Raw genomic sequence first — 25,975 nt, 5'->3', positions numbered from 1 at the left:
AATGAATTTTAAAAAAGCAGCGATTGCCGTGCCACTCAGCCTATCCCTCTTACTTCCTGTTGCAGCAAACTCAGCAGCAGCCCATGATCACGCAGTTCCCACAGTATCCGATTCAGCAGTCGATTTAAGAGCTACCCTTGACCAGCTCCTTAGTGAACATGTTTATTTAGCGGTTGAAACGATGCGTAAGGGCGTCGATGGCGCGAAGGACTTTGAACAATCCGCCGCCGCCCTCCAAGGAAACACCGATGATTTAAGCGCAGCGATTGCCTCTGTATACGGTGATGAAGCAGGTGCAAAATTCAAGGATATGTGGTCCGCACACATTGGCTTCTTTGTGGACTATGTCAAAGGAACAGCAGGAAATGATGAAGCAGCAAAGAATGCGGCCCTAGACGAACTGGCACAATATAAAGAAGACTTCTCGAACTTCCTTTCCACCGCAACCGAAAAACGCCTGGAAGCCGATGCCCTGGCTGAAGGCCTGCAGATGCATGTTGACCAGCTGGTCGGCGCCTTCAATGCCTACGTTGCAGGGGATTATGAAAAAGCCTATGAATACGAACGTGAAGCGATCCACCATATGTACATGGTGAGCAAGGGACTTTCCAATGCGATCGTCATGCAATTCCCGGATAAATTTGAAAACCATCAGGCAGTCACTCCTGCAGCTGATTTACGCTCCGACTTGAACTACTTGCTATCAGAGCATGCCGGCCTGGCCGTGACAGCGATGCAAAACGGCATTGACGGCTCAAAGGATTTTGAGGCATCTGCCGCGGCTCTTTCAGCCAATACCGAAGACTTAAGCGCAGCTATTGCTTCAGTTTATGGAGCAGAAGCTGGCGAGCAATTCAAACAGATGTGGGCAGACCACATTGGACACTTTGTCAATTATGTAAAAGCGACAGGCGCAAACGATGAAGACGCAAAAAAAGCAGCCCTGACGGCACTTTCCCAGTACAAGGATTCCTTTGCGAAGTTCCTGGAAAGTGCAACCGATGGCAGACTGAAAGCAGATGCCCTGGCAGAAGGCTTGCAAATGCATGTTGATCAGTTGATCAAAGCTTTTGATACCTACACGGCTGGAGATTACGCCACCACCTACCCTTCAGTTAGGGAAGCTTATGGACATATGTTTGGAACATCAAAAGGACTATCGGGAGCAATCGTAGACCAATTCCCTGACAAGTTCAAAGCAGAAATGCCTTCTGAAATGCCTAAGACTGGAATGGGCGGCACTGCTTCCCAAGGACTTCCATTTGAGGCGATCCTAATCTCAGCCATTCTGGCGATAGCCGCTGCAGGATTCGTAACTGTTCGACGTCTCGCTGCTGACAAAAAATAATAAGCTAGATTGAGAGAAGGAATCTCCCCTTCTCTCTTCTGACTTTTTACTGAGGTGATTCATTTGAAAAAAATTCTTATAATAGTTGCTGCACTGATAATGGCAGGCTGCTCAAGCCAACTCGGTGCTGAAACGGCAGAAGAAACTCAAGCTCCAAATAATGAGCAGCAAGTGGCTTCTGTATCTGTCCCTTCCTCAGAATCAAAGGTTGAAATCATTAAAGATAACCGGACAGGGATCGTTCCTGTGACAATTGAAATTCCTGCAATCAGTGTCAAAACACAGATTGAACAAGTAGGCACCTTGAAGGACGGTCGCATGGATGTTCCGAAAAACCCTGACAATGTTGGCTGGTATGAGCCTGGCACATTACCAGGAGCTCCAGGAAATGCTGTCCTCGCCGGACATGTAGACGACCTGACAAGCCCTGCTGTTTTCTATGACCTTCACAAACTGAAAAATGGCGACAAAATCATGGTAACGGACGCCGAGGGCCAGACACTGACCTTTGAAGTCTACGAGCAAAAAACCTTCCCGCGTCTGGATGCCCCAATCGAGGATATCTTCGGCTTCTCATTTGCCAGCACGCTCAACCTCATTACCTGCAGCGGCGACTTTGATCCCAAAACAACCGAACGTGCTGAACGGACTGTTATTTATACCAAATTGGTTGAGGATGAAAATGATCGTCTCTGATGTATAAAACTGCTGCTAGAGACAGAATGAAGGCCGCCTCCTAAATACAAATATCGAACCAAACTCACTATAAGTTAGCAAAGAAAAATGCTTGGAGAAACTCCAAGCATTTTTTACATATACTCTATATTTACATTAGAACCCTATTGTGTACATTGTTTACAATTCATTAGGATTTATAAATCAAATTATTTCTACTAAAAAACGTCATTTTTGCTTACCCCAAAAATTGAGAGTATGCAAATCCTCGAACGTAGACAAAAATGATTTGTGACAATCTCTGTTTATCTCCTGTTTCCTCCATTTTTCATATTTGCTAAAAAAAAATTAATTTTATATGCTTGTCGCAAATGAAAAGGAGGAAGAAAAATGTTCAATTTAGAACCAGAAACAAAGGAAACAAATATTCGTTGTCCCAGATGCGGAAGCAGGCTTTTAGAAACAAGTCAAAGTGATAATTTATACTGTCCAAGTTGTGAAGATGATATCGATGCAAGTGATTTCTTGGACTAAGCCTACTTGGTATCGAAAAAAGCACTAAGCAGTCATGCTTAGTGCCTTCCCTCTTATTTCTTAAAAATCCCGAATGGCTTGCCGATTGGCAGGACAACCCTTCCGAAGTGGGTATTCAGCACATTGGCTGCTGATCCGTAGAATGAAAGGATCGCAATACCCAGTTCCGACACGGCCGCCAGCATATGCGAGGCCTCATGGATGATATCGAATGAACTCAATGAAAGACCAATGAATAAAAAGTCGATCAACACGAAAATGAAAAATAAGACTTTATTCGTTTCAAGTGCTCCAATCGTCATGAATACACTGAAAATCAGATAACCGATGAAGGCCATCCCCAGTTGCTTCCCATCACCATCTGCGGCGAGGTTTTCACCGAAAAAGCCGAGCTGGATCAGCCAAGTCGTTCCGACACCGAACCAGAAGAGTCCGAACGCACCGAAAGCTGTCATCCCGAAAATATTATTATGCTTCCCATCAAGAATCGCAGCGTAAAGCTGTGCCAGTCCGCCAAGGAAAATAGCCCAAGGAATGATGAGTGAAACGCCATCTGTGAATCCAAGCTTCTGGGAAGACGCCACCAATGTAACCATCGCCAGTCCAAACAAGCCAAGGGCTGATGGATCTGCTGTTGTAATTTTAATCTGTGTTTGATTCTGAGTATCCATTTCTGCCTCCTATAAATAAATGCGCAAGCGCCTTGTTCTAGCACTCTACATTTTAAAAACATACTTTTGTACTTTATAGGATTCAAGTGTTGTAGTCAATATGATTTATTTGTCAGTTGCTGCCGTTTTAGTACTAGAACACTACTGCAAAAAATTTCAACAACCATGAAAAAGAGACGGATACTGAATCTCCCGTCCCTTCAATATTTTCGATCTAGCATAAATTCCTCGAGGTTCATTTTTCACCATGAATTGGCAAACCTATTTTTCTTATTGTACTTCTTCTCTCTGTACATCTGATTATCAGCTTCGATGAACAATTCTTCCATTTTGCCGATTGACGTGTGGCCAAAGGCATAGCCCTTGGAAAGGTGAATTTTATACAACCTGTTTCCATCGCCGTTCAGATGATCAAACTGCCTTTGAATCGCGGCCATTATAGCCTCTGCCTGCTCAGGAGTGCTATTCACCATCAATATGGCGAATTCGTCACCGCCAATTCTTGAGACAATCACATCATCGTTCGAGAAGTTTTTTAAAATGGCGGCCGCTTCCTTGATTAGCTGATCGCCCACTTTATGGCCATATCGATCATTAATTTTCTTCAAATCATCCAAATCGAAAACCAAAATCGAAATCGGTGTATTGACCTGATGATCATACCGCTCCATCATGGTTTCAAAGTATTCCCGATTGTATAGACTGGTTAAAATATCATGTGAAACCTTAAATTCCAGCTGTTTTTGCAGCTTAACTTTATCACTGATATTCCTGATGATTCCCTGGATCGCAACGATTTCACCTCTCTGATAAATCGGTGTCGCATGTTCCTCGAACCAGATATATTCACCAGCATCATTTTTCCAGCGCTGGATGATGGGTTGATTATAGTCAAGCCCGCCGGAAGTTTTTTTCATCAAGATTGGAAGATCTTCAGGATGAATCCTTTCAAACGCTGTATATGGGTTCCTCATGCTCTCTTCAACAATATTCGGACTCAAGATTGAATTGATGGATGGACTTAAATATCGGTATTTAAACACTGGCTTCAGTTCCAAGTAGTAAATGATATCCTTGGAGTACTCTACCAGATTAGAAATGGTCGTTAAATAGTTCATCCTTTGCTGTATTTTCTGCCATAACTGATACACACCGTAAATAAAAACCATTCCTAAGATGAAATATAGAACGTTCATGAACACCCTTCTTCTCTTCTGAATAATCCTGTAAGTATAGTAATATTTTACTATATTATACATTCAAATTACATTTTTTGTTAGTAATAAGATGCAAGATTTTTAGAAAAAAGAAGATTGGTATTCCATCATTTTTGCGAGTAGGTGCTGATTAACCTTTTACGATTTTCCGATTTTATCAGCTGCCACATCGGTATATAGGTAATGCTGAAAACGATGAGTGCCGCGGCTTCAAGGTTCAAATAATACATAATCCCGCTGCCAAAAAAGCTGAGGATGGTCTTAGCTTCTGTCGGACTCGCCAAGTAAAAGAAATTCGTATCGAACAAGAAATTGAAAAGGAAGATTGGGACAGCGACGATGTTCACTACTAGATAAGCGAAAAGAATGGCTTTGCGGGGGATTCTGTAGCCTTCAAAAAGGATGAAGTACAATACGGCAATCGGAATGACTGAGTGATTGAGGAAGTATTCGATATAGTCGAAATGAGGAAAGGTATAAGACATTTCAGGTGTAACCATGGCTAAAACCGCTGGTAAACTGCCAATGAAGTAGAGCACATAAAAACCTTTTACGCTTTTCCTTAAAAGAAGGTACATCGCCAGGAAGGAACTCATCGAGCACAGATGCAAAGGCAGGTCGCCGATTTGCCATTGCCCGGTAAGGATGAGCCAAAGCTGGTGCGAAACCTGGCATGCCACCAGAGTCCAGAAGATCGTCCATTTCAAAATATTTTTATGGTGCCTGATTTGGTTTCTGAATAACACCAATCCCAGACATACCCCAAAGAAAATTCCAAGAGTAATCAAATGCTCAGCAGAAAACAACTCAAACCCCTGCATTCCCGAAACAGAAAACATGATGTCATCACCTCGCTGTCCATTAAAATGTTGTTAACTATAAATATATGCGCGAGGTTTGAATTTGAGACTGTGGAGATTAGGAGATCTTATTAATTATATGGACCTTTCGGGGGAATCGTATCCTTATGGGGATGGTTCCCTTTACATAAGGCTATGTTTCGAGTGGAATCGTATCCTTATGGAGCCGATTCCCTCTACATAAGGGTATCTTTCGGGGCTAATCGTATCCTTATAAAACTAATTCCCGATTAAGTCCGTATAATTGTGTAAAAATAAAGAGTCATTTTATTCACTCTTGGCAACACTGTTTTCAACCACGATAAACAAGTGAAAAGAGGAATATAAATGACTCAAGTACAGTTTAACCTGAATGTTGATGTTTTAAAAGAAGCTATTGTAAATTCCAATCTTGATATGGTGATTAAATCTGCCGTTGTGTTGGTATTAAATGAGTTTATGGAAAAGGAAAGAGACGACTATTTAAAGGCTGCACCTTATGAACGTGCTGTCGAACGTCGTGACTACCGGAACGGTTACTATGAACGTGAGCTGTTGATGAGTATTGGAAATATAGCCCTAAAGGTTCCACGGACGCGTAATGGAGAATTTTCAACCACCGTTTTCGAAAAGTATGCCCGGTGTGATCAAGCTATGGTCCTCTCCATGTTGGAGATGGTTGTCAATGGTGTTTCGACCCGGAAAGTGACCAACATCGTGGAACAGCTTTGTGGAAAGAATGTTTCCAAGTCCTTTGTTTCATCCCTTACACAGAAGCTTGATCCCATTGTAAATGAATGGGCTGGGCGACCTTTGAATACTACCTACTACCCTTACGTTTTTGCAGATGCCATGTATATAAAGGTGCGAGAGCACCATCGTGTCGTATCTAAGGCTGTTTATATTGCAACAGCCATTACAGAGAATCATACACGTGAAATCCTTGGCCTTAGTGTTGACCATACGGAAAGTTTTGAAAGCTGGAGCCGTTTTTTTCAACAGCTTAAATCACGCGGACTCCAATCACCAAAACTTATAATTTCAGATGCCCACCAAGGACTACAGAAAGCCATCCAACGTGAATTTATTGGCACTGCTTGGCAAAGATGCAATGTCCATTTCAAACGGAATATTATTGATAAATTGCCTAAAAAGGATTCAGCCGAAATCCGCATGATGATTAAGCGAGTATTTGAAGCAGTTACGATTGAAGATGTACGCCGGTTCAAGGATGAATTGATGAACCGTTTTAGTAATGAGTCAAGGTTTGGAAAAGCGCTTGCTATATTAGATGAAGGTTTCGAAGATACCATACAATATATGAATTTCCCAGAAGCTATCAGGATCCATATCCGAAGCACCAACTCATTGGAACGGCTGAACCAGGAGGTTCGTAGAAGAGAAAGAGTGATTCGTATTTTCCCTAATTCCCAATCTGCGTATCGTTTGGTTGGCGCTGTTCTGATGCATTACCATGTGTCAGACTACTCAAAGAGGAAATCTTTAAAGGGTCGGGTATATTAGCCGCATTTTCAGCTCCACTTCCATCATGGATGATTACATCTCCGGGAAGGGATATCAAATTGAAAACCATTTGACATCCCTTCCCGAAGATGAAGAAAAGAAACCATGGAAGTTTCGCAAAAAAATGAAAGGGTTTGGTTGAGATTACTTGCCGTTAATTTTACACAATAACCAGGACTTGACTCTAATTCCCTCTACATAAGGGTATCTTTCGAGCGGAATCGTACCCTTATGCGACTGGCTCCCTTTACATAAGGGTATCTTTCGGACTTAATCGTACCCTTATGCGACTGGTTTCCTTTACATAAGGGTATCTTTCGGGGCTAATCGTACCCTTATAAAACCAATTTCCTCTACATAAGGGTACCATTCGAGCGGAATCGTACCCTTATGCGACTGGTTTCCTTTACATAAGGGTATCTTTCGAGCGGAATCGTATACTTATGGAGCCGATTCCCTCTACATAAGGGTATCTTTCGAGGCTCGATTGAGAATCATACGGCTCACCAGCCCAATGAATGGCGAGTGTCTCCATTCATTCCTGCCATACAATTAACCTTTTACAGATTTAATGATCATCGTTGACGGGAATCTTCTAGCCTTATATAAAGAATAGTAACGATCGGACACTTCCTCATCCACGCCATCAAATTCAGATGACACTTCGCTTTCAATCACAGACTCAATCGTAAAACCTGCTTTGATTAATTCATTTATGTAAGTGGACATTTTCCTTTTTGGAATGATTACCGGCGCTTCCTCTCCTTTAAAGTTTTGGTATTGTATCATCCCTTCGACCTGATAGGATCCATCGAGACAGAGTTCTCCGTTCTGGCTTTTCAAATGACCATATAACGGATGGTCCCAGCTGAATATGAAGGAGCCGCCTGGCTTCAAATAGTTATGGATCAGTCCGAAAGTAGCAGATAGGTCTGATGTCCAGCCGATTGCATAAATGGAGTAAACCACGTCAAAGTATTGTTTTGGCAAACCAATTTCAGATTCCATTGGTGCACAGAACAAATGGTGTTCTACATCCTTAAGTGTTCCTTCTGCAGTCCTTATTTGTTTCTCTGACAAATCCACTCCCCAAAGTTCACTTGCTCCCTTTTCAGCCATATAGGCAAGTGAATGCCCGCTGCCACAGCCAATATCAAGGACCTTTTTATTCTTGAGCTCGCCAAAAAGGCCTAACTCATCTTCACTTTGGGCAAAAGGGCCATAGCTTGGCAAAGCGTCCTTCCCGTTAAAATGATGTGCCACAGTATTCCAGCTCTTTTTGTTTTGTTCGATCATCTCAATTGACAATTCAATCGCTCCAATTTCATTTAAGACTTCACTCAAATTTTAACATATTATTCCATGCAATAAACTTAGTATTCAGACAAAAAAGAAAGCACAGGGTATGTCCCCGTGCTTCATCCATGCCTCAGATACAATGGCAAAGTGAAAGTAAATTCGCTGCCTTTTCCAGGTTCGCTTGTCACCTGGATTTCTCCGCCATGTGCTTCGATGATGTATTTTACAATCGCAAGGCCAAGGCCCGTGCCGCCGGATTCCCTGGAACGCGACTTTTCGACGCGGAAGAATGGATTGAAGATGTTTGGCAGATCTTCTGCACTTATCCCTTGTCCATTATCCTTTATGCTAACCTGAATAAAACTGCCCTGTTCCTCGATTTTAATGATGATTTTCGTCCCGCCATACTTGACGGCATTATCAATCAAGTTCACCATAACCTGCTTGATCCTGCCGCTGTCGATATTCAGGCTGACCGATGGCATTGCCCCCGCCAGCACCAGCTCTACACCTCGATAATCCAATTGCGCACTGTGGAAAGCTTCCTGAAAAAACTCGGAGCTGTTCACAAGATTCTTATCAATCGAGAGCTGCTCCAGCTCGAACTTGGAGAACTCAAACAAGTCTTCAATGAGCCTGTCCAGCTGGTCGGTCTTTGATTTGATGACCCGATAATACTTATTCTGCATCTCTTCATTTTTAGCAATTCCGTCTTCAAGGCCCTCAACATAGCCCTTGATTGAGGCAAGCGGCGTGCGCAGATCATGCGATATGCTGGCAATCAGCTGCTTTCGCGACCGTTCATATTGCTGCCTTTGCTCGATCGATTTTTTCAGGTGCTCACGCATCAGGTTAAAGCCCTGTATGAACCGGCCGATTTCGTCCTGTTTTCCGTATCTGATTTTATAATCCAGGTTCCCTTCAATGACTTCCTCAGTCGCATGATATATTTCCTTTAAAGGATGAAGGACCGTCCTGGAGATAAACCAGGTCCACAGCAAAATGAGAGCGGCCAGTACTGTCAGCCCGATCGCAACCCCGCCAAGAACGGCATAGATCATTTCTTGAAACTGCCTGAATGGCGGCACAGAGAAAGAATTGGCCTGGATTTCCGCAGACAATTCCCCCTGTTCTTCGGTCAGTATGTCTACAGTAAACTTCCCAAGCCTATCCGGCCATATAGATGCATCGCCACGTTTTTGATGTGCGGCAGAATTAAATACCGGAGCTCCTTCAGCGGAAAAAACCGTCAGCTCAATATCATATTTTTTCAGGAGCGGCCTTATCTTTTCGTAAAAGAAAGCCGGTTCTGCCAGATAATCAGCATTCTCGTGAATCGTTCTTTTGACCTCAGACAGGAGAATATTCAGTTCATCCTCATTCCCTGATTGTTGTTCCACACCTGAAGAAAATAAAGTTATAAATAAAATCGATGCCACAATCGGCAGCACGATAATGCTGATGAAAGCGAAGATCAGCCGCGGCTTCAACCCCCATCTCATGTGTTTCCACCATCGAATTTATAGCCTATTCCCCAGACCGTTTTTATATATTGTGGTTCTGACGGGTCTGATTCAATCTTCTCGCGCAGCTTTCGCACATACACAGTGATCGTGTTCGTATCGCCCACATGCTGGTATCCCCAGACATTCTCGAGCAGCTGTTCTTTTGTGAATACCTGCCCTTTATTGCCTGCCATGAACGCAAGCAGCTGGAACTCTTTGGCCGAAAGCTCGACCTGATTTCCAGCAGAAAACACTGTGTATTCTTTTAAATTAATCTCAAGTCCCGGGAACCTAATTACCTTCTCCGGCTCTTTTTGCACAGACAAATGCTTGAACCGCCGAAGTTGCGCTTTTATCCTGGCAACAAGCTCTCCCGGACTGAACGGTTTGGTCACATAATCATCCGCGCCAATTCCGAGTCCGATAATCTTGTCGGTATCGCTCTTCTTCGCACTCATGATGATAATCGGAATATTCGACTCCGCCCTGATCCTGCGGCAAAGCTCGATGCCGTCCATTTTTGGCAGCATCACATCTAGCACCGCCACCGTTGGCTGATGTTCATTGAATTGGTTTAACCCGTCAAGCCCATCATAAGCCAAAATACTGCCGAAGCCCTCCGCCTCCAGATAATCGGAGACAAGCTCGGCAATTTCCCGTTCATCTTCAACAATCAGAATCAAATCTTCTTCCATGCTCATTACCGCCCTATTTTAAAAAAATGAAAGGAAACCACAAAAGCGGTTTCCTCTTTCATACCATAGTTAAGCTTAAGCCGCAACGTCACGCTTTTTAAAAATGTACAGTGACAGAAAAGCGAACAACGCGAAGTAAATCAACAGCATGACAATGGAAAACGTCATCGTCATTCCTTCAACAAGCGGTGTGCCCGTTGTGTACTGCTGCAAGTCCGTGTTCGCGAACAGGATAAATTTTGCCCAGTCGTACTGGCTTAAAAGCTGGACGAGCTGCGGTCCCGTAAACATAAGGAACAAAGAAATCCCAATCGCGAGCGAGCTGCTCCGGAAGACGGTCGAAATCATGAAAGCAAGAGTCACCATCATGACAAGGTCGATGCTCCTGAAGCCAAACAGCTGGATGATATGGGTGACCATATTCTGCTCGACGACCTGTCCATTGCTATAGGCCAGGTATGGTGTTTCTGCACCGCCGAGCCCGAAAAAGAGGGTTCCAAACAGAAAGGATGCGCTGAACAATAATAGTAGCATTAAGAGTGCGAACATCAAGGTCGACGCGTATTTTGCCAGAAGGATTTTCGTCCTGCTGACCGGGCGAATGAGCAACAGCTTGACGGTTCCCCAGGAAAATTCACTCGCCACCATTCCAGCGGCAATCACAATCGTGAACAAAGCCGCGATTCCGGTGAATGTCGTCGCATCCACCATATAGCCCCAAAGTGAATCCCGTTCGATTGGTGCAACATCATTTTCGATCCGATACTCATTCAAGGCAATCCTTTCTTTCATCATTCGCTTTTGCGCTTCAAGCATTGGCGTCGACTCTACACTTTCTGTCAACTGTGCATTCTCAGCGCTCAGCTGAGCCTTCCAATCAGCATTTCCGCCAGGATCCAACACAAACTTTGTAAAAATACCAACAAGGGCCACGACGAGAACCATGATCCCGATCATCACCCATGTTCCCGCCCGCTTATATATTTTTATATTCTCATTATGCACCAATCTGAAAAAATGGCTCATTTATTTCCCCTCCGTCATTTCCAGGAATTTTTCCTCCAATGTCTTATTCCCGGAAGAGATTTTATAGATACTGAATTCATTTTCCGCAAGCGCCTTAACAAGTGCTGGTATGTTTTCACGGCTGGCAGAAACCTGCAGCTCATTCCCATTAATCTTCGGATTGAGTTCAGGAAGTGTATTTTCAATAAACTCCTTGGCTTTTTCAAGCGGTTCCACTTCAATCACCGTGTTCACCTTATCTCCAACAAATTCCCCGACACTTTCCACACTCACCAGATGGCCATCCTGGATGATGCCAATCCGGTCACACATCATTTGCATTTCCGAAAGCATGTGGCTGGATACAAACACAGCGATTCCTTCCTCATGGGCAATCTTCCTTATATATGTGCGGATTTCCCTGATTCCGGCAGGGTCCAGGCCGTTTGTCGGCTCATCAAGGATCAATAAAGCCGGAGAATGCAATAAGGCCTGTGCGAGTCCGAGCCTCTGCCTCATTCCGAGCGAATAGCCCTTCACCTTTTCATGGATTCGCTTCTCGAGCCCGACCAGCTTCACGATTTCATTGATTCTTTCCTTCTTCACCGGAACCGGCAGCATCCGCGCATATTGAAGCAAATTATCATAACCTGAAAGGAACTTATACATCTCTGGATTTTCAATGATTCCGCCAACATGCGAAATCGCCTTCTCAAAGTTTTTCTGTATGCTGTAACCATTGATTAGCACTTCACCTTCCGTGATTCCCATCAACCCGACCATCATCCGGATTGTCGTCGTCTTCCCCGCACCATTCGGCCCCAGGAACCCAAACACCTCACCAGGAAACACATCCATGCTGATTCCATGGATAATCGTTTTATCTCCAATCACTTTCTTTAAATTCTTTATCTCCACAATCGGCTTTTTCATAGGTCATTGCCTCCCTTTTACATTCTTTATTCTGCCAACAAAAACCTAAAATGCTCTTATGAAATTATTAATAAATGATTAAAATGCACAAAAAAAGAGAGCGCCCATTGGTCACTCTCCATTCTGAAGAATTTTTTAAAAATCCCTAAAGCCATACTTCTTTGTAATCCTCGATATACTTCCTGATGCTTAATGGTTCCTTCCCAGTTACCTTTTCAAAGTCATGCTTTATGCCTTTTGCCAGGCCCAATTTCGTCGGCATGTGGATGCCGGCAACCACATTGATAAAACTCTCATCATTTCCCGTAGAGATCATATAATCTTTAAACTCTTTTACGGAAGGGTTAGAGTACTCAACCTTCGTATTCATCACTTCTGACATGATCCTGGCCACTTCATAAAAATCCAGCGCTTCCTTTCCGGTGATGACGTAATTTTTATTGCTGTGCCCTGTCGGATCAGTCAAGGCAATCGCCGCAACCTCGGCAATATCCCTGGCATCGACAAAGCTCGTCTTCCCATTTCCTGCAGGCACAAAGATGCGTTTTCGCTCTTTTAGCTCTTTGAGTAAGAAGTCATTCAAATTTTGCATGAAGTAGCCTGCCCGCAAAAATGTATAAGGAATTCCAGCCTTTTTTATTAATTTTTCATTTTTAAAATGGTGGATGAATGGCATGAATTGGACGTCCTTCACTGAAAGGTAGACAATATGGCGGACGCCCTTCTGCTTGGCCAGTGTGATAAAGGCTTCAAACTCGATACGCTCTCCAGGCGGGTACATCAGGAAAATCCCATTAATTCCTTCCAACGCCTCCTCGAAAGTATCTGGCTTTGAAAAATCGAGGGCGACAAAATCGAACGCTGAACCATGCCGCTCCCTTGCCCGGTCCACATTCCGGACACCACATTTCATTGAGACTTCCCTGTCCTTTAATTTCTCCGCTACTTCATAACCAACCTTGCCATTGAAACCAGTCACTAATATTGTCATGTTCATCCACCTTATCATTTTTGTAGACCAGTCTATATAATTCACTTTTCAAAAAATCCCAGCACTACTCACTTCAAGAGTGCCGGAATATTTTTAGCCGCCAATAACAGCGGTTCATTGTTACCCATTGTAAAAGATAGCAGAGAAGCTCCCTCAATCATGCTGTTGATGACTATTCCAAGTTCTCTCGCCCTGTCTTCTTCATATCCCGATTCAAGCAATTTGTCGGTAAACACTTGCTGGAAACTCTCATAGCCATTTTGGCAGGCTTTTCGAATTCGTTCGCTGAAAAGAGCGGTCTCAAGTGCGACTGCTGCAATGGGGACTCCTTCTTGGATGGCATCATGTTGATATTGTTCTGCCATTTTTTCAATAAAGTCCTGAATCGCTTCAGCGGCATCTGTTTTTTGATCCAACCCGCGCTTAATGCGTTCCCTGACATGCTCAGCAGTCAATTCCACAGACTCAACCGCAAGCTGTTCCTTTCCATCAGGAAAGTAATAGTATAAAGAACCCTTCGGAGCACCGCTTTCTTTTAAAATATGATTCAGTCCGGTACCATGGTAACCCTGCAGCTGAAACAGCCGTGATGCCGTGCTGATTAATTTATCCTTAGAAGTCTCCTTCACATCACTCACCCCACATTTTTATATTATAACAATCGGTCTACATATAACATAAGCAATGGTGAAAACATTGTGTCAATCGCGACAAAGCGCTTGTCACTTATGGATAATCCAGTTTTTTACGGCCCAATGATGTAAAAAAAAGAAGCACAGGACCTGAACTGTCCCGTTATTGTCAGACTAAAATACTAACATTTACGTGGCAGTTCAATTCCCATGCTTTGATGGTATTATTCATCAGCTGTGATCACGAACAAGTTGAGCAGGAAAATATACAATGGATGTGCGAGCAATCCCCCTATGATGAATAAACCAGTTACAGGATTCGGGTCATCTCCACCATAAGTGATTGGAAATAATGAAGCGAATATATACAGAAAAAGCACAAAATAAGGTATCCACAGGACAATGGTCCAATAGTTCGCCTTTCTTCTGCCCAGCCACTTATTTGTTAAAGAAATCATCAGAAGTGAGCCAGCTGTTATTTCAAATAGAATCATTACGCCAGTCAAAAGATTGACCGTATCAACTCTCCAGTTTGTTAACCTGTTTATTCGATATACATTCACCATAAGTTCAACTGGGAAAAACACCATTAGAGCGTACAAAATACTGATGGCATTTACTCTAAAAAAGTACTTCATGATGGTTCTCCTTCGAGACAAGAAACTTACTTATCCTAAGTAAAATGGAAAACGGTCCTATGAGAAAGACTCACAGGGTACCGCCCTCTCTCTTCATTTCAACCTCTTCCATAACAGCAAATTCAATACAAGCAGCAGAACAACATAACCCATAGCTCCGAATGGCACCTTCAACGCTAAATAGTGCAGCCCCACGAAGACGGGGATGATTAACATCAGCAGGAACAACCTGATATCCCCACTTTGCTTTACGGCGTCAAATGGCTGTGAAAAGGCTAGTTCCTTTTCTCCTGCGAGATAGCAGAGCACTGTAAAAATCAACGCTGCCACTAATACGGCAAGCAGGTCATCAAGGACTCTCAGCCCGAACAGAAAGCTAAATATGATCGATACCAGCAGGAACAATGGCAAAAATAGCTGGAAAAGGAATGCCTTCAATGCCGCTTTATTAAGAATGAAAGGATTTTTCAGCGGTGAGACTTGATAAATCCATCCCCCTTTATAGGAACCGGAATGCGCAAGCATAATGACGGATGCCGGGATGACCAGCATGACTGAGTAGATGGTCAAATAATAGCTGCTCGCCCTGAATTCCTCAAAACTCATCATTCCATAGCCGTTGAACATGAACACAAACGGAATCACGACGGCAAACCCGAGGGAAGGATACACCTTCAGCTTGAAATCGCGCTCGTTTTTCATCATGATCCTCGTGAACCGGAAAAATGGCAGCTCCTCTTTGGAGATAAAGAAAGGCAAGGAACGAAAGACCTTCCACATGCCGCTTGCTTTTTTCTTGCCGGTCTGAGCGGTCAGCTTTTGCAAATTGCGTTCGAAGTCCGGAATCATTTTCACATACAAAAGGATGGAAACAATAGGTCCAAGCACAGCTAAAAGGGTCAAAATCAGATTGCCGAAACTCCTGTTGTCCCCTAGCAGGACATCGAATAGGCCGGCAAACCACATGGGCGGAAGCAACAGCTGCCACCAGGCGAAATCCAGATGATAGTCTAGATTCACCAATTCAAAAGAACGCGCCACGACCTGGTAGCCAATCATGACCCCAACAGATAAGGCAATCTGGACATAGTTGATGATATCCTTTAGCTTTTCACCGTCAAAATATCGCAAAATGAATAAATACAGCAGCGCCGTGAACGCGATGATGAAGACATCGGCCAGCGCAAATGAAACGAGCAGCAGGCCTGTGAATAAAATCCCTTTAAAGATTACGCTGACTACCAATGGAATCATTGTTGTGGCAAGGGTGATGTACAGCAAATAAATCGTCACATGCAGCAATTTCGCCATACTCACTGTCTTTGACTTGACTGGCTTGGTGTCGAGGACACTTTTATCCCGCAAGTCGAGCAGCACCGATGAAAAATCGGAAATCAGTGTCGTCATGATGATGAACATGAAGATACTGAACAGGATGGATACCTGGAACAGATAGTTATCATTTAAAAATAAAAACGGGATCAGCATCAAACCAAACAAGCCATAGATCCACAAAGACTTGAAAAACTCATTCGTCTCCGGCTTATCCTTCTTCTTTCGGGATTGATTGAACACGGTCGGCTTGCGGCGCTGGTCCATTGTCAGCTTGACCTGAAGAATCCGCCGCATCGTCTTGTACTCTACACCCATTTTTAAAAAGAGAGGTTTGAACAAATCAAGCAGCTTTAATATGAAAAAGTTCTCCATCGTCACCCCTCCCTGACAATGGATACAAATTCAGCGGCACGGTCCTCATGCTCATGGAAACCGGTCATCTGGTTGAAAATATTCTCCAGCGAACCCGCCTTGCTCTGAGACTTCAATTCTTCAAAACTTCCATTCGCCACAATATGGCCGCCGTGCAGCAGGACAATCCGGTTGCTGATCTTCTCAACGACATCCATGATATGGGACGAATAAAAAATCGTCTTCCCCTCAGCTGCGAACCGGGCAAGGATTTCTTTGAACACCATCACACTATTTGCATCCAGGCCAGTCAACGGTTCATCCAGGAACAGCAAATCGGGGTTATGTAAGAAACTAGATACAATCAGCGTCTTCTGTCTCATCCCTTTGGAAAAGGATGAGATCCGCGAATGGTAGACATCACTCAGGCCAAACACATCAAACAGCTGCTCCGCTTTCCGGTCGGCATCGTCATAATCCATGCCATACAGCTCGGCAACGAACGTCAAATACTCCTGGGCCGTTAGCGAATCATACATTTCCGACGTTTCGGGAATGTAACCGATTCTCTGTTTATAGTCGCCGCCCTGTCCGGCGATATCCTTCCCAAAAATCTCAATCTTGCCGGAATATCCTTCTTCAAGACCGAGCATCAGTTTTACCGTCGTACTTTTTCCCGCGCCATTCGGCCCTATATATCCAATGATTTCTCCACTATTAACCTTTAAATCGATGCCTTTCAGCACCTCTTTGCTGCCATACGATTTTGTCAGGCCGTTAATCAATAATACCTCCGAAGACATGACTCTCCCCCCTTTTAAAAATGGTTCAAAATACCATATTCCCATTCTATCATAGTAGTAAAATACTGGAATGGCATCTGGGGTATCATGCAGAAAAACCCTAATTTTAGATTAGGGTTTTTCTGCATGGCTAGCTATTCGTCACGAGTTGATCTCTATTGGTCAGAGAAATATTCCCTTTTGACAGTTTAACTGTAATGTCCGACATGTTTGCGATGTTTTGGTCATGTGTCACGACAATCACGCATTTCCCTTCATGATGGGCCAAGTCCTGAAACAATTTCACAATTTCAAGTGCAGTATTTTCGTCCAGGTTGCCGGTCGGTTCATCCGCGACAATCAAGTCGGTATCACAGCAAAGTGCACGGGCAATCGAAACACGCTGCTGCTGTCCGCCGCTTAAGGTCAGCACCTTTTGCTTCGCCTGTTGAGCGGTGATTCCCACCCGCTCGAGCATGCTCAAGGCAAATTCCTTTTTATTCTTATGGCTTGCCCCGGTGATTTCCATCGCGGTCGTGACGTTCTGCAATGCGGTCATATAAGGAAGAAGATTGTAAGATTGAAAGACAATCGAAACATACTTATTGCGAAATTTGGTGAGCCCGATTTTCTTGATATCCTTCCCTTCGAATAAAACAGTGCCTTCCTTTGGCACATCCAATGCGCTGGCAAGGGCCAGGAAGGTTGTCTTGCCCGAACCTGAAGGGCCTATGATTGTGTAAAAGGTCCCCCTGTCAAAGTCGACATTAATGTTTTTGAGTATTTCCTGCCTTTTATTTTCCTGCTTGTACCAGTAACTGATGTTCTGAAATGCTAATAATGCGCTCATTTTTCCATCTCCTTTTTTATAAATTAATCCTGTCTGCTCAGAATCGCCTTAGGCTGTAATCGCAGCACAGTCAAAGATGGCAACAGTGCCGATACAATCGCTATAAGCATTCCAATCATCGCCAGGAGAGTAAGGTCATCTCCCGTCACACTTACGTCAATTTCCTCAATCGTTTCAGCCTGTTGAATTTGGCTCCCCGGCATAATGCCTCCTCCGAAGCCCATACCTCGTCCGCGGAATGAATCAGGTGCAGTGGTTTGCTCTGCGGCCTCCAGCTCTTGTTTCAAAAGTTGGTCGCTTACCTGCTTTGCCACTTCATTCCCGCTGACTGTCGCAATCCCGAGGGAAACCGCTGCAACGAGCAAGATCTCAACGATGAATTGTCCGGCGAGCTTCCAGCGACGTTCTCCAATCGCCAGCAAAACACCCATCTCATATTTCCGTTCGCGGATCGACATCATCACAATCAAACCTAGAATGATCGCGCCGGCAATGGATACAAGATAGACAATATTATTCGAAAAACTGGCCACATTCTCAATCGGGCCGACCATTTGTTGATACAGCTGGTCATCGGCATCCAGTTTAAAAGTCTCGAAATCAATATTGCTTTCTTTTTGTGCCTGGGTGATGAAGCTCTCCATCTCAGCAGGATCATCAATGTAAAAAATCGCGCTATCGATACTGCCTTCATACTCACTGCCTTTTAGCATGGCTGCAGCTGTATACGGCACATACAGCTTGTTATAAGGAATCATGGCGGTGAAATCCATTCCTTGTTCCGCTGTGGAAGTCGTAGAATAGATTCCTTTGATTTGTAACTCAAGGGTGATGGCCTCATCCCGTGGGTTTGCCACAGAGATGGTGTCCCCCACTTTCAAGCCATTCTCTTCTGCAAGTGTCTGTTCAATAAGAGTTAAATTTTCCCCCTGATCTTCTTCAGTCAAATGCTCCCCTTCTACGATGGTGGCTGTGCCGTCCATGAATTCAGCAGTGGAGTCGGTAAAACTCACCCCTTGCAGACTGATATCACCCTGGGCCATGCCGCCGCCCATTCTGCCGCCACGGCCTTCTGCTTGAGTGTTCGTGCTATCCTCAGTTGCTTCACTTTCTTCGTTTGTGATTGGTTCAAAATTTGAGGCTAAAGCTGTAGTTGATGAGAAAAAATTATAACCTTTGATTTGTTCATACGAGGTCAGTTCTTTCGCTGTCTCTGCCGGAATCGGGGTGGACTGGATCCGTCGGCGTTCACCGCTTGCTTGCTGGGCCTGCATCTTCTCACGCATTTTTTCCATATCAACCTGCAGCGTAACATCCGCTCCAAGCTTCTGACGGGCAAGATCACTGGATTTCTTTGCAGCCGTCTGGATGGACAGACCCGCCAAGACAAGCACACAAATCACAGAAAACACAAAGATTTGCAGCAAACTCTTTCCCTTCCTGGCCTTCACACTTAAAAACGATCGCTTTAAAAAATTCATAGTTTCTCTCCTTTTACCAAATTGGGTACAAGGATTAGCTTAAGTGGAAAATATGAACAATATATGACCAAATTATTACCTACTATGAAACAAAAATAGAACATTTTCATTACATTAAGACGCTGCATTTACTGGAATGCAAGATTTTGCGCTAAATCGGGGAAAGGAGCGTCCCTGCATTTACCGAAAAGGAGAATTTGACGCTAGTACGGGTAAAGGAAACCTTTTGCATTTACCGAAAATGAGAATTTAACGCTAGTACGGGAAAAGAAAGCCTCCTGCATTTACCGAAAAGGAGAATTTAACGCTAGTACGGGAAAAGAAAGCCTCCTGCATTTACCGAAAAGGAGAATTTGACGCGAGTACGGGTAAAGGAAACCTCCTGCATTTACCGAAAAGGAGAATTTGACGCTAGTACGGGTAAAGGAAACCTCCTGCATTTACCGAAAAGGAGAATTTGACGCTAGTACGGGTAAAGGAAACCTCCTGCATTTACCGAAAAGGAGAATTTGACGCGAGTACGGGTAAAGGAAACCGATTAAGTCCGTATAATTGTGTAAAAATAAAGAGTCATTTTATTCACTCTTGGCAACACTGTTTTCAACCACGATAAACAAGTGAAAAGAGGAATATAAATGACTCAAGTACAGTTTAACCTGAATGTTGATGTTTTAAAAGAAGCTATTGTAAATTCCAATCTTGATATGGTGATTAAATCTGCCGTTGTGTTGGTATTAAATGAGTTTATGGAAAAGGAAAGAGACGACTATTTAAAGGCTGCACCTTATGAACGTGCTGTCGAACGTCGTGACTACCGGAACGGTTACTATGAACGTGAGCTGTTGATGAGTATTGGAAATATAGCCCTAAAGGTTCCACGGACGCGTAATGGAGAATTTTCAACCACCGTTTTCGAAAAGTATGCCCGGTGTGATCAAGCTATGGTCCTCTCCATGTTGGAGATGGTTGTCAATGGTGTTTCGACCCGGAAAGTGACCAACATCGTGGAACAGCTTTGTGGAAAGAATGTTTCCAAGTCCTTTGTTTCATCCCTTACACAGAAGCTTGATCCCATTGTAAATGAATGGGCTGGGCGACCTTTGAATACTACCTACTACCCTTACGTTTTTGCAGATGCCATGTATATAAAGGTGCGAGAGCACCATCGTGTCGTATCTAAGGCTGTTTATATTGCAACAGCCATTACAGAGAATCATACACGTGAAATCCTTGGCCTTAGTGTTGACCATACGGAAAGTTTTGAAAGCTGGAGCCGTTTTTTTCAACAGCTTAAATCACGCGGACTCCAATCACCAAAACTTATAATTTCAGATGCCCACCAAGGACTACAGAAAGCCATCCAACGTGAATTTATTGGCACTGCTTGGCAAAGATGCAATGTCCATTTCAAACGGAATATTATTGATAAATTGCCTAAAAAGGATTCAGCCGAAATCCGCATGATGATTAAGCGAGTATTTGAAGCAGTTACGATTGAAGATGTACGCCGGTTCAAGGATGAATTGATGAACCGTTTTAGTAATGAGTCAAGGTTTGGAAAAGCGCTTGCTATATTAGATGAAGGTTTCGAAGATACCATACAATATATGAATTTCCCAGAAGCTATCAGGATCCATATCCGAAGCACCAACTCATTGGAACGGCTGAACCAGGAGGTTCGTAGAAGAGAAAGAGTGATTCGTATTTTCCCTAATTCCCAATCTGCGTATCGTTTGGTTGGCGCTGTTCTGATGCATTACCATGTGTCAGACTACTCAAAGAGGAAATCTTTAAAGGGTCGGGTATATTAGCCGCATTTTCAGCTCCACTTCCATCATGGATGATTACATCTCCGGGAAGGGATATCAAATTGAAAACCATTTGACATCCCTTCCCGAAGATGAAGAAAAGAAACCATGGAAGTTTCGCAAAAAAATGAAAGGGTTTGGTTGAGATTACTTGCCGTTAATTTTACACAATAACCAGGACTTGACTAGGAAACCTCCTGCATTTACCGAAAATGAGAATTTGACGCTAGTACGGGTAAAGGAAACCTTCTGCATTTACCGAAAAGGAGAATTTGACGCGAGTACGGGTAAAGAAAGCCTCCTGCATTTACCGAAAATGATAATTTAACGCTAGTACGGGAAAAGAAAGCCTCCTGCATTTACCGAAAATGAGAATTTAACGCTAGTACGGGTAAAGGAAACCTCCTGCATTTACCGAAAAGGAGAATTTGACGCTAGTATGGGAAAAGAAAACCTTCTGCATTTACCGAAAAGGAGAATTTGACGCTAGTATGGGTAAAGAAAGCCTCCTGCACTCACGAAAATAAGAAATTGGCGCTAAAATCGGTATAAAGGAATTCGTTCTTTTCGATTTGAGTGATTACTGTTTAACTTTAATGACCAGTTTGCAGAATGCGGGCTCCCTAAAATCCTCCAAAAAAGCTTTTCCCTAGTGTTCCACTCACACTACTTTTTCCAAAAAAATCTGTACGACCAAAGCCACCGTCATCAGCCGCAAAATCGGTTTAACATAACGAGGATTCAGCTTGCTGGCGATCCTGACGCCGATCTGTGCTCCTGTCACTGAACCGAGCATCAAGGCGAGGGTCACTGGCCAAATCACGGCCCCTGTTGAAATATAGGTGATCGCCGCACCTAAGCAGCTAGAAAAAGTGGCAAGGCGGACATATCCGACCGCACGGATGTAGGCGATATTCAAATGATCAAACAAATACAGCATGAGAGTTCCTTGCCCTGGCCCAAATAGTCCATCATAAATTCCGATTGCGTATAACCCCGGAACACTTTTAGCTGAAGGCTTTAATGGCTGATCCCCTGACATGCTCCCTTTCCCCAGAAATGAGGCGATGAAAGCAAAAACCAGCAGGCCAATCGCCACGAAATACATATCATCACTGGAGATCTTTGAAGCAATGAAGCCCCCACTGACTCCGCCAATCAGACTGACAGGGATGATCCAGAACGATTCCTTAAAAGTGATTTTCTTTTCCCTATAAAGATGGTAAAAGCTCGAGAACGAGCTGACCGTATTCGAAACCTTATTTGCGGCAATTGCCGAATGGACTGGTATACCCAAAACGAGCATGGAAGGCAAGCTGATCAAGCCTCCGCCACCCGCCAGAGTTCCAATTGTCGTTGCTAAAATTCCAATGAAGAACAGAATGATATAATCCATATTTTAACACCTCCTTAATCCATTATATTCTTGTTTACTCAATAAGAAAATTTAATGTTTTTAATGATTATCCATAATATTTACTTATATAACGCACCAGCAACACACATACCCTCCTTGATGTCGATTTAAATTCTATCAAGTTAATTAACAGAAGAGCGCATGACCGATAAAAAAGGAAATGGCAGGCTCGCTGTTGAAATTAAAACTACATCTGATGTACCAAGTATAATAATCGGAGGTTTTACCTATGAAAAATGATTCAAAGCCTGTCAGGCTGCTGGTTGGTGATAGAGTGTATTTAAGGCCGCTCAGCCTGGAGGATACGGAAACATATTTCCAGCAATTATTTGACCCTGAAGTCAGGAGACTCACGGGCACGACCCGAGCATTCACAAAAGAAGGAATCCAACGCTACATCGATGGAAAATCCCAGGATTCCTCCACTGTCCTCCTGTTTATCTGCCTGAAAGACACGGATGAGGTCATTGGGGACATTGCCTTGCAGGATATTGATCCAATCAACCGGAATTGCAACATCCGGATTGCTGTAGAAAGCAAGTATCAGGGAAAAGGCTATGGAACCGAAGCCATGCCGCTTATGCTCGATTACGGATTTGGTATTTTGAACATGCACCGAATTGAGTTAGAGGTGTTCTCTTATAACCCCCGCGCAATCCATGTGTACGAAAAACTCGGGTTTAAACAAGAAGGGATACAGCGTGACTATCTCTACTACAATCATAAATACCATGACTGCATAAAAATGAGTATTCTAGAAGATGAATTCAGAGAGTTATATGTAAAGTGATTTCTAGACAGTGGGAGGAATAGGTAGAGGGCCAGTAAACAGTCTGAAAATCCGTGAATATATCCAAAATATTAAAGGGGCATAGTGTAATGTGACCACATGCTCTTTTTCATTCATTGTGGTAAGTTCACGAAATGCTTGCAAAAAAAAGAAGCACAGGGTAAAACCTGGCCTCAGCCTTCCATTATGTTCATAAGCTTGAAAGCTGCCAAACTAGTCAGCATCAGCCCAAATACAAGCATGATTCCTCCAGCAACCAAAAAGGCATTGATATAACTTTTGACCATGAGATGATAATATGCTGTGTCCGCTCCTCCGCGGCTAGCCAGCCAGGAGTCAGCCATTGACGAACCCAAAGACACGCTTGAAAACGTCAGAATCACTCCTAGCAAACTGAATAGAGCGCCAATCATCACAAAGCCTTGCAGCTTTTTTTTCATGTCTCTTTCACTCCCCTTCAGCAGTCAATCATCCTCTGCTGGATGAATAAATCCATAACATACAAGGTACTTCTCGTTTTTTTCCAATCGGTTGCAAAGTAATCACTTGCCACTCGATAGAAATGTATTCAACGAGAAAGCTAAAAAATCCTTTTTTAAGCTTTTTTACAAAAAAAGCAAAGTTTTATCTAGGTTTTTAAACACTTATTCAAACACTCCGCTAGATGGAGGAATAGAGATCCTAATTCCTTTGAATTTCCAGGAAAGTTTACTATGATTGAATAAGAATCTATTCAAATTGGAGGGTGTTACGATGGAATTAACGGTTTATTTAGCTGGGCAGATTCACGATGATTGGCGGGATCAGGTGGCACAAAAGGCGAAGGAAAAGAATTTGCCTCTTGTCTTCGTTGGTCCGCAGACGAACCATGATCGCTCTGATAATATTGGTGAGGATATCCTTGGAGAACAGCCGGGCAATGTGTATAAGGATGATGCGGCATCTGATATCAACAACTTCAGGACGCAGGTTTTAATGCAAAAATCCGATATCGTCATCGCTCTTTTCGGCGAAAAGTATAAACAATGGAACACCGCAATGGATGCAAGCGCTGCGATCACAATGAACAAACCAACGATTATCGTCAGACCACAATCCTTGATTCATCCTTTGAAAGAGCTATCCAATAAAGCGAATGTAACGGTAGAAAATGTCGACCAGGCATTGGAAGTCATCAGTTATATTTATGAATAAGTGGAAGCGCAGGATGCACATCCCTGCGCTTCTTGAATAAAAATGAAGCATAGGCGCTCCTATGCTTCATTTTTCATTATTACTATTCAGATGCAATTGCTGAATCTTTTATTCTAACGTTAACAGTAGCAATTCTTCTGTCGTCCATTTCGGCAACGGTAAACACGATATCCTGATATTCAACCTCAGGGTGTTCACCCGCGGCAGGGATATATCCAAGCTGGCCAAGGACAAATCCGCTTAGTGTATCATATTCTTCGCTTGGGAGTACTATTTTTAGAGCATCTTCTACTTCATATAAATTAAGCGTTCCCGTCATCATATATTGGTTAGCATCTACCTGGACAATTTCAGCGGCGTCAAGTTCCGGTTCATCATACTCATCGAAAATATTGCCGACGATTTCCTCAAGCAGGTCCTCGATCGTCACTATTCCATCCGTTCCGCCATATTCATCAATCGCAACCGCCATATGGATATTGCTCTTCTGCATCACTTTAAAGAACTGATCGAGGCGCATGGATTCCAGTACGAAATTTGGTTCGCGAAGCATGCTTCTCAAATCAAACTGTTCCTGATCCTCACATTCAATGAACGGAATCAAATCCTTTGTATGGAGAATGCCAACGATATGGTCGATGCTTCCTTCATACACAGGCATTCTTGTGTACTTTTCCCTGTTCACTATGGAAACCGTATCTTTCAGGCTGGTATCAACAGAAAGAGCGACAATATTGGTCCTGTGTGTCATGATGTCAGAGATTGTCTTATTATCAAATTCAAAGATATTGTTGATCATCTCTTTCTCTGTATCCTGGATGGTTCCTTTTTCCATACCCACATCGACCATCATGCGGATTTCTTCCTCTGTTACATTCTCTTCATCCGCATTTGGATCGACTCCAAACAGTCTGACGATCCCATTAGTGGATAACGTCAATAACTTAACGAATGGAGACGAAACCTTGGATAAGACTGTCAAAGGAGCAGCAGCGAACATCGCAATTGGTTCAGCTTTCTGCAACGCGAGCCGCTTCGGGACCAATTCTCCAAGTACGAGAGTAAAATAAGACAGCACTAATGTGATTGTAATGACAGATATTAATTCCAGCATGCTTTGTGAAAGCGGCACACCCATTTCGCTTAAAAATGCTGCCATCCGTCCAGCAAAGCTTTCAGCTGCAAATGCACTCGCCAGGAATCCTGCCAGCGTGATGCCAATCTGGATTGTCGCCAGGAAACGGCTTGGTTCAGACATCAGATTGTACAGCATTTGCGCTTTGCGGTCACCGCCTTCAGCCATCAATTTTACTTTATTGTCATTCAAAGAAATCAGCGCGATCTCTGATGCCGCAAAAAAAGCGTTCAAGACAATCAGGATCAATAATACCACTATCTCTGTTCCCAAAAGGGATCAACCTCCAAATACATATTTCTCATAATTGTATCACATCATTTAAA

The 25,975-nt window shown here is 43.4% G+C and carries 25 protein-coding genes; 7 read left to right on the top strand and 18 right to left on the bottom strand.

Annotated elements, in window-relative coordinates; all coding sequences use genetic code 11:
* Window position 1 precedes the first annotated feature (1 nt).
* The 3 genes from LGO15_RS03595 to LGO15_RS03585 all read left to right on the top strand — a co-directional run bounded on the left by LGO15_RS03595 (window position 2) and on the right by LGO15_RS03585 (window position 2,557).
* Window positions 2-1,348: a copper amine oxidase gene (locus tag LGO15_RS03595; RefSeq protein ID WP_226086777.1), complete on the top strand. Its 1,347-nt coding sequence runs from the start codon at window positions 2-4 to the stop codon at window positions 1,346-1,348.
* A gap of 63 nt (window positions 1,349-1,411) precedes the next feature.
* Complete coding sequence (locus LGO15_RS03590) at window positions 1,412-2,044, top strand: class F sortase (RefSeq protein WP_226086776.1); 633 nt, start codon at window positions 1,412-1,414, stop codon at window positions 2,042-2,044.
* Between the two features lie 369 nt (window positions 2,045-2,413).
* Window positions 2,414-2,557, top strand: a complete 144-nt coding sequence (locus LGO15_RS03585; protein ID WP_226086775.1) for a hypothetical protein — start codon at window positions 2,414-2,416, stop codon at window positions 2,555-2,557.
* A 53-nt stretch (window positions 2,558-2,610) separates the two neighbouring features.
* Here the strand turns inward: LGO15_RS03585 and LGO15_RS03580 are convergent, their stop codons facing one another.
* The 3 genes from LGO15_RS03580 to LGO15_RS03570 form a co-directional block, all read right to left on the bottom strand.
* Entirely contained in the window at window positions 2,611-3,228 is a 618-nt protein-coding gene (locus LGO15_RS03580; RefSeq protein WP_167833441.1) for an acetate uptake transporter, read from the bottom strand.
* Window positions 3,229-3,470: 242 nt separating this feature from the next.
* Entirely contained in the window at window positions 3,471-4,424 is a 954-nt protein-coding gene (locus LGO15_RS03575; RefSeq protein WP_226086774.1) for a sensor domain-containing diguanylate cyclase, read from the bottom strand.
* 128 nt (window positions 4,425-4,552) lie between these two features.
* Window positions 4,553-5,284 carry a YwaF family protein gene (locus LGO15_RS03570; RefSeq protein WP_226086773.1) on the bottom strand — a complete coding sequence of 244 codons (732 nt, stop codon included), beginning with the start codon at window positions 5,282-5,284 and terminating at the stop codon, window positions 4,553-4,555.
* Between the two features lie 348 nt (window positions 5,285-5,632).
* Here LGO15_RS03570 and LGO15_RS03565 point away from each other — a divergent pair, with 348 nt between their 5' ends.
* A complete protein-coding gene (locus LGO15_RS03565) occupies window positions 5,633-6,808 on the top strand; it encodes an IS256 family transposase (protein ID WP_226085015.1) in 1,176 nt (391 codons plus the stop codon).
* Window positions 6,809-7,360: 552 nt separating this feature from the next.
* On the opposite strand, the gene LGO15_RS03560 is transcribed toward LGO15_RS03565, so the two are convergent.
* From LGO15_RS03560 to LGO15_RS03505, 12 genes are all read right to left on the bottom strand, one after another.
* Window positions 7,361-8,104: a class I SAM-dependent methyltransferase gene (locus LGO15_RS03560; RefSeq protein WP_413231390.1), complete on the bottom strand. Its 744-nt coding sequence runs from the start codon at window positions 8,102-8,104 to the stop codon at window positions 7,361-7,363.
* Between the two features lie 122 nt (window positions 8,105-8,226).
* Window positions 8,227-9,609 carry a sensor histidine kinase gene (locus LGO15_RS03555; protein WP_226086771.1) on the bottom strand — a complete coding sequence of 461 codons (1,383 nt, stop codon included), beginning with the start codon at window positions 9,607-9,609 and terminating at the stop codon, window positions 8,227-8,229.
* Complete coding sequence (locus tag LGO15_RS03550; RefSeq protein ID WP_167833437.1) at window positions 9,606-10,307, bottom strand: response regulator transcription factor; 702 nt, start codon at window positions 10,305-10,307, stop codon at window positions 9,606-9,608. Before LGO15_RS03550 ends, LGO15_RS03555 begins: the two co-directional genes overlap by 4 nt.
* A 75-nt stretch (window positions 10,308-10,382) precedes the next feature.
* Entirely contained in the window at window positions 10,383-11,333 is a 951-nt protein-coding gene (locus tag LGO15_RS03545; protein WP_167833436.1) for an ABC transporter permease, read from the bottom strand.
* On the bottom strand, window positions 11,334-12,245 hold the full coding sequence (locus LGO15_RS03540; protein ID WP_167833435.1) for an ABC transporter ATP-binding protein: 912 nt from the start codon (window positions 12,243-12,245) through the stop codon (window positions 11,334-11,336).
* 145 nt (window positions 12,246-12,390) lie between these two features.
* A complete protein-coding gene (locus LGO15_RS03535; protein WP_167833434.1) occupies window positions 12,391-13,236 on the bottom strand; it encodes an SDR family oxidoreductase in 846 nt (281 codons plus the stop codon).
* Window positions 13,237-13,304: 68 nt separating this feature from the next.
* Window positions 13,305-13,865 carry a TetR/AcrR family transcriptional regulator gene (locus LGO15_RS03530; protein WP_226086770.1) on the bottom strand — a complete coding sequence of 187 codons (561 nt, stop codon included), beginning with the start codon at window positions 13,863-13,865 and terminating at the stop codon, window positions 13,305-13,307.
* A gap of 227 nt (window positions 13,866-14,092) precedes the next feature.
* On the bottom strand, window positions 14,093-14,506 hold the full coding sequence (locus LGO15_RS03525) for a hypothetical protein (RefSeq protein WP_226086769.1): 414 nt from the start codon (window positions 14,504-14,506) through the stop codon (window positions 14,093-14,095).
* A gap of 93 nt (window positions 14,507-14,599) precedes the next feature.
* Window positions 14,600-16,213, bottom strand: a complete 1,614-nt coding sequence (locus LGO15_RS03520; protein ID WP_226086768.1) for a hypothetical protein — start codon at window positions 16,211-16,213, stop codon at window positions 14,600-14,602.
* Between the two features lie 2 nt (window positions 16,214-16,215).
* Window positions 16,216-16,995 carry an ABC transporter ATP-binding protein gene (locus LGO15_RS03515; RefSeq protein ID WP_167833430.1) on the bottom strand — a complete coding sequence of 260 codons (780 nt, stop codon included), beginning with the start codon at window positions 16,993-16,995 and terminating at the stop codon, window positions 16,216-16,218.
* Between the two features lie 130 nt (window positions 16,996-17,125).
* Complete coding sequence (locus LGO15_RS03510; protein WP_167833429.1) at window positions 17,126-17,824, bottom strand: ABC transporter ATP-binding protein; 699 nt, start codon at window positions 17,822-17,824, stop codon at window positions 17,126-17,128.
* Between the two features lie 23 nt (window positions 17,825-17,847).
* Window positions 17,848-19,305, bottom strand: coding sequence for an ABC transporter permease (locus tag LGO15_RS03505; protein WP_167833428.1), 1,458 nt, complete (start codon window positions 19,303-19,305; stop codon window positions 17,848-17,850).
* 635 nt (window positions 19,306-19,940) lie between these two features.
* On the opposite strand from LGO15_RS03505, the gene LGO15_RS03500 reads away from it, so the two are divergent.
* Window positions 19,941-21,116: an IS256 family transposase gene (locus LGO15_RS03500; RefSeq protein WP_226085015.1), complete on the top strand. Its 1,176-nt coding sequence runs from the start codon at window positions 19,941-19,943 to the stop codon at window positions 21,114-21,116.
* Between the two features lie 658 nt (window positions 21,117-21,774).
* On the opposite strand, the gene LGO15_RS03495 is transcribed toward LGO15_RS03500, so the two are convergent.
* A complete protein-coding gene (locus tag LGO15_RS03495; protein WP_167834133.1) occupies window positions 21,775-22,509 on the bottom strand; it encodes a sulfite exporter TauE/SafE family protein in 735 nt (244 codons plus the stop codon).
* Between the two features lie 250 nt (window positions 22,510-22,759).
* On the opposite strand from LGO15_RS03495, the gene LGO15_RS03490 reads away from it, so the two are divergent.
* On the top strand, window positions 22,760-23,320 hold the full coding sequence (locus LGO15_RS03490; protein ID WP_226086767.1) for a GNAT family N-acetyltransferase: 561 nt from the start codon (window positions 22,760-22,762) through the stop codon (window positions 23,318-23,320).
* 173 nt (window positions 23,321-23,493) lie between these two features.
* On the opposite strand, the gene LGO15_RS03485 is transcribed toward LGO15_RS03490, so the two are convergent.
* On the bottom strand, window positions 23,494-23,760 hold the full coding sequence (locus LGO15_RS03485) for a hypothetical protein (RefSeq protein ID WP_167834135.1): 267 nt from the start codon (window positions 23,758-23,760) through the stop codon (window positions 23,494-23,496).
* A gap of 313 nt (window positions 23,761-24,073) precedes the next feature.
* On the opposite strand from LGO15_RS03485, the gene LGO15_RS03480 reads away from it, so the two are divergent.
* Window positions 24,074-24,514 (top strand): YtoQ family protein, encoded by a 441-nt coding sequence (locus LGO15_RS03480; protein WP_226086766.1) that lies wholly within the window; start codon window positions 24,074-24,076, stop codon window positions 24,512-24,514.
* 82 nt (window positions 24,515-24,596) lie between these two features.
* Here the strand turns inward: LGO15_RS03480 and LGO15_RS03475 are convergent, their stop codons facing one another.
* Window positions 24,597-25,922, bottom strand: a complete 1,326-nt coding sequence (locus LGO15_RS03475) for a hemolysin family protein (RefSeq protein WP_226086765.1) — start codon at window positions 25,920-25,922, stop codon at window positions 24,597-24,599.
* Window positions 25,923-25,975: the final 53 nt, after the last annotated feature.

The organism is Mesobacillus sp. S13 (assembly GCF_020422885.1).
GTDB lineage: Bacteria > Bacillota > Bacilli > Bacillales > Cytobacillaceae > Mesobacillus > Mesobacillus selenatarsenatis_A.
This window is presented reverse-complemented; position numbering and strand designations above follow the sequence as displayed.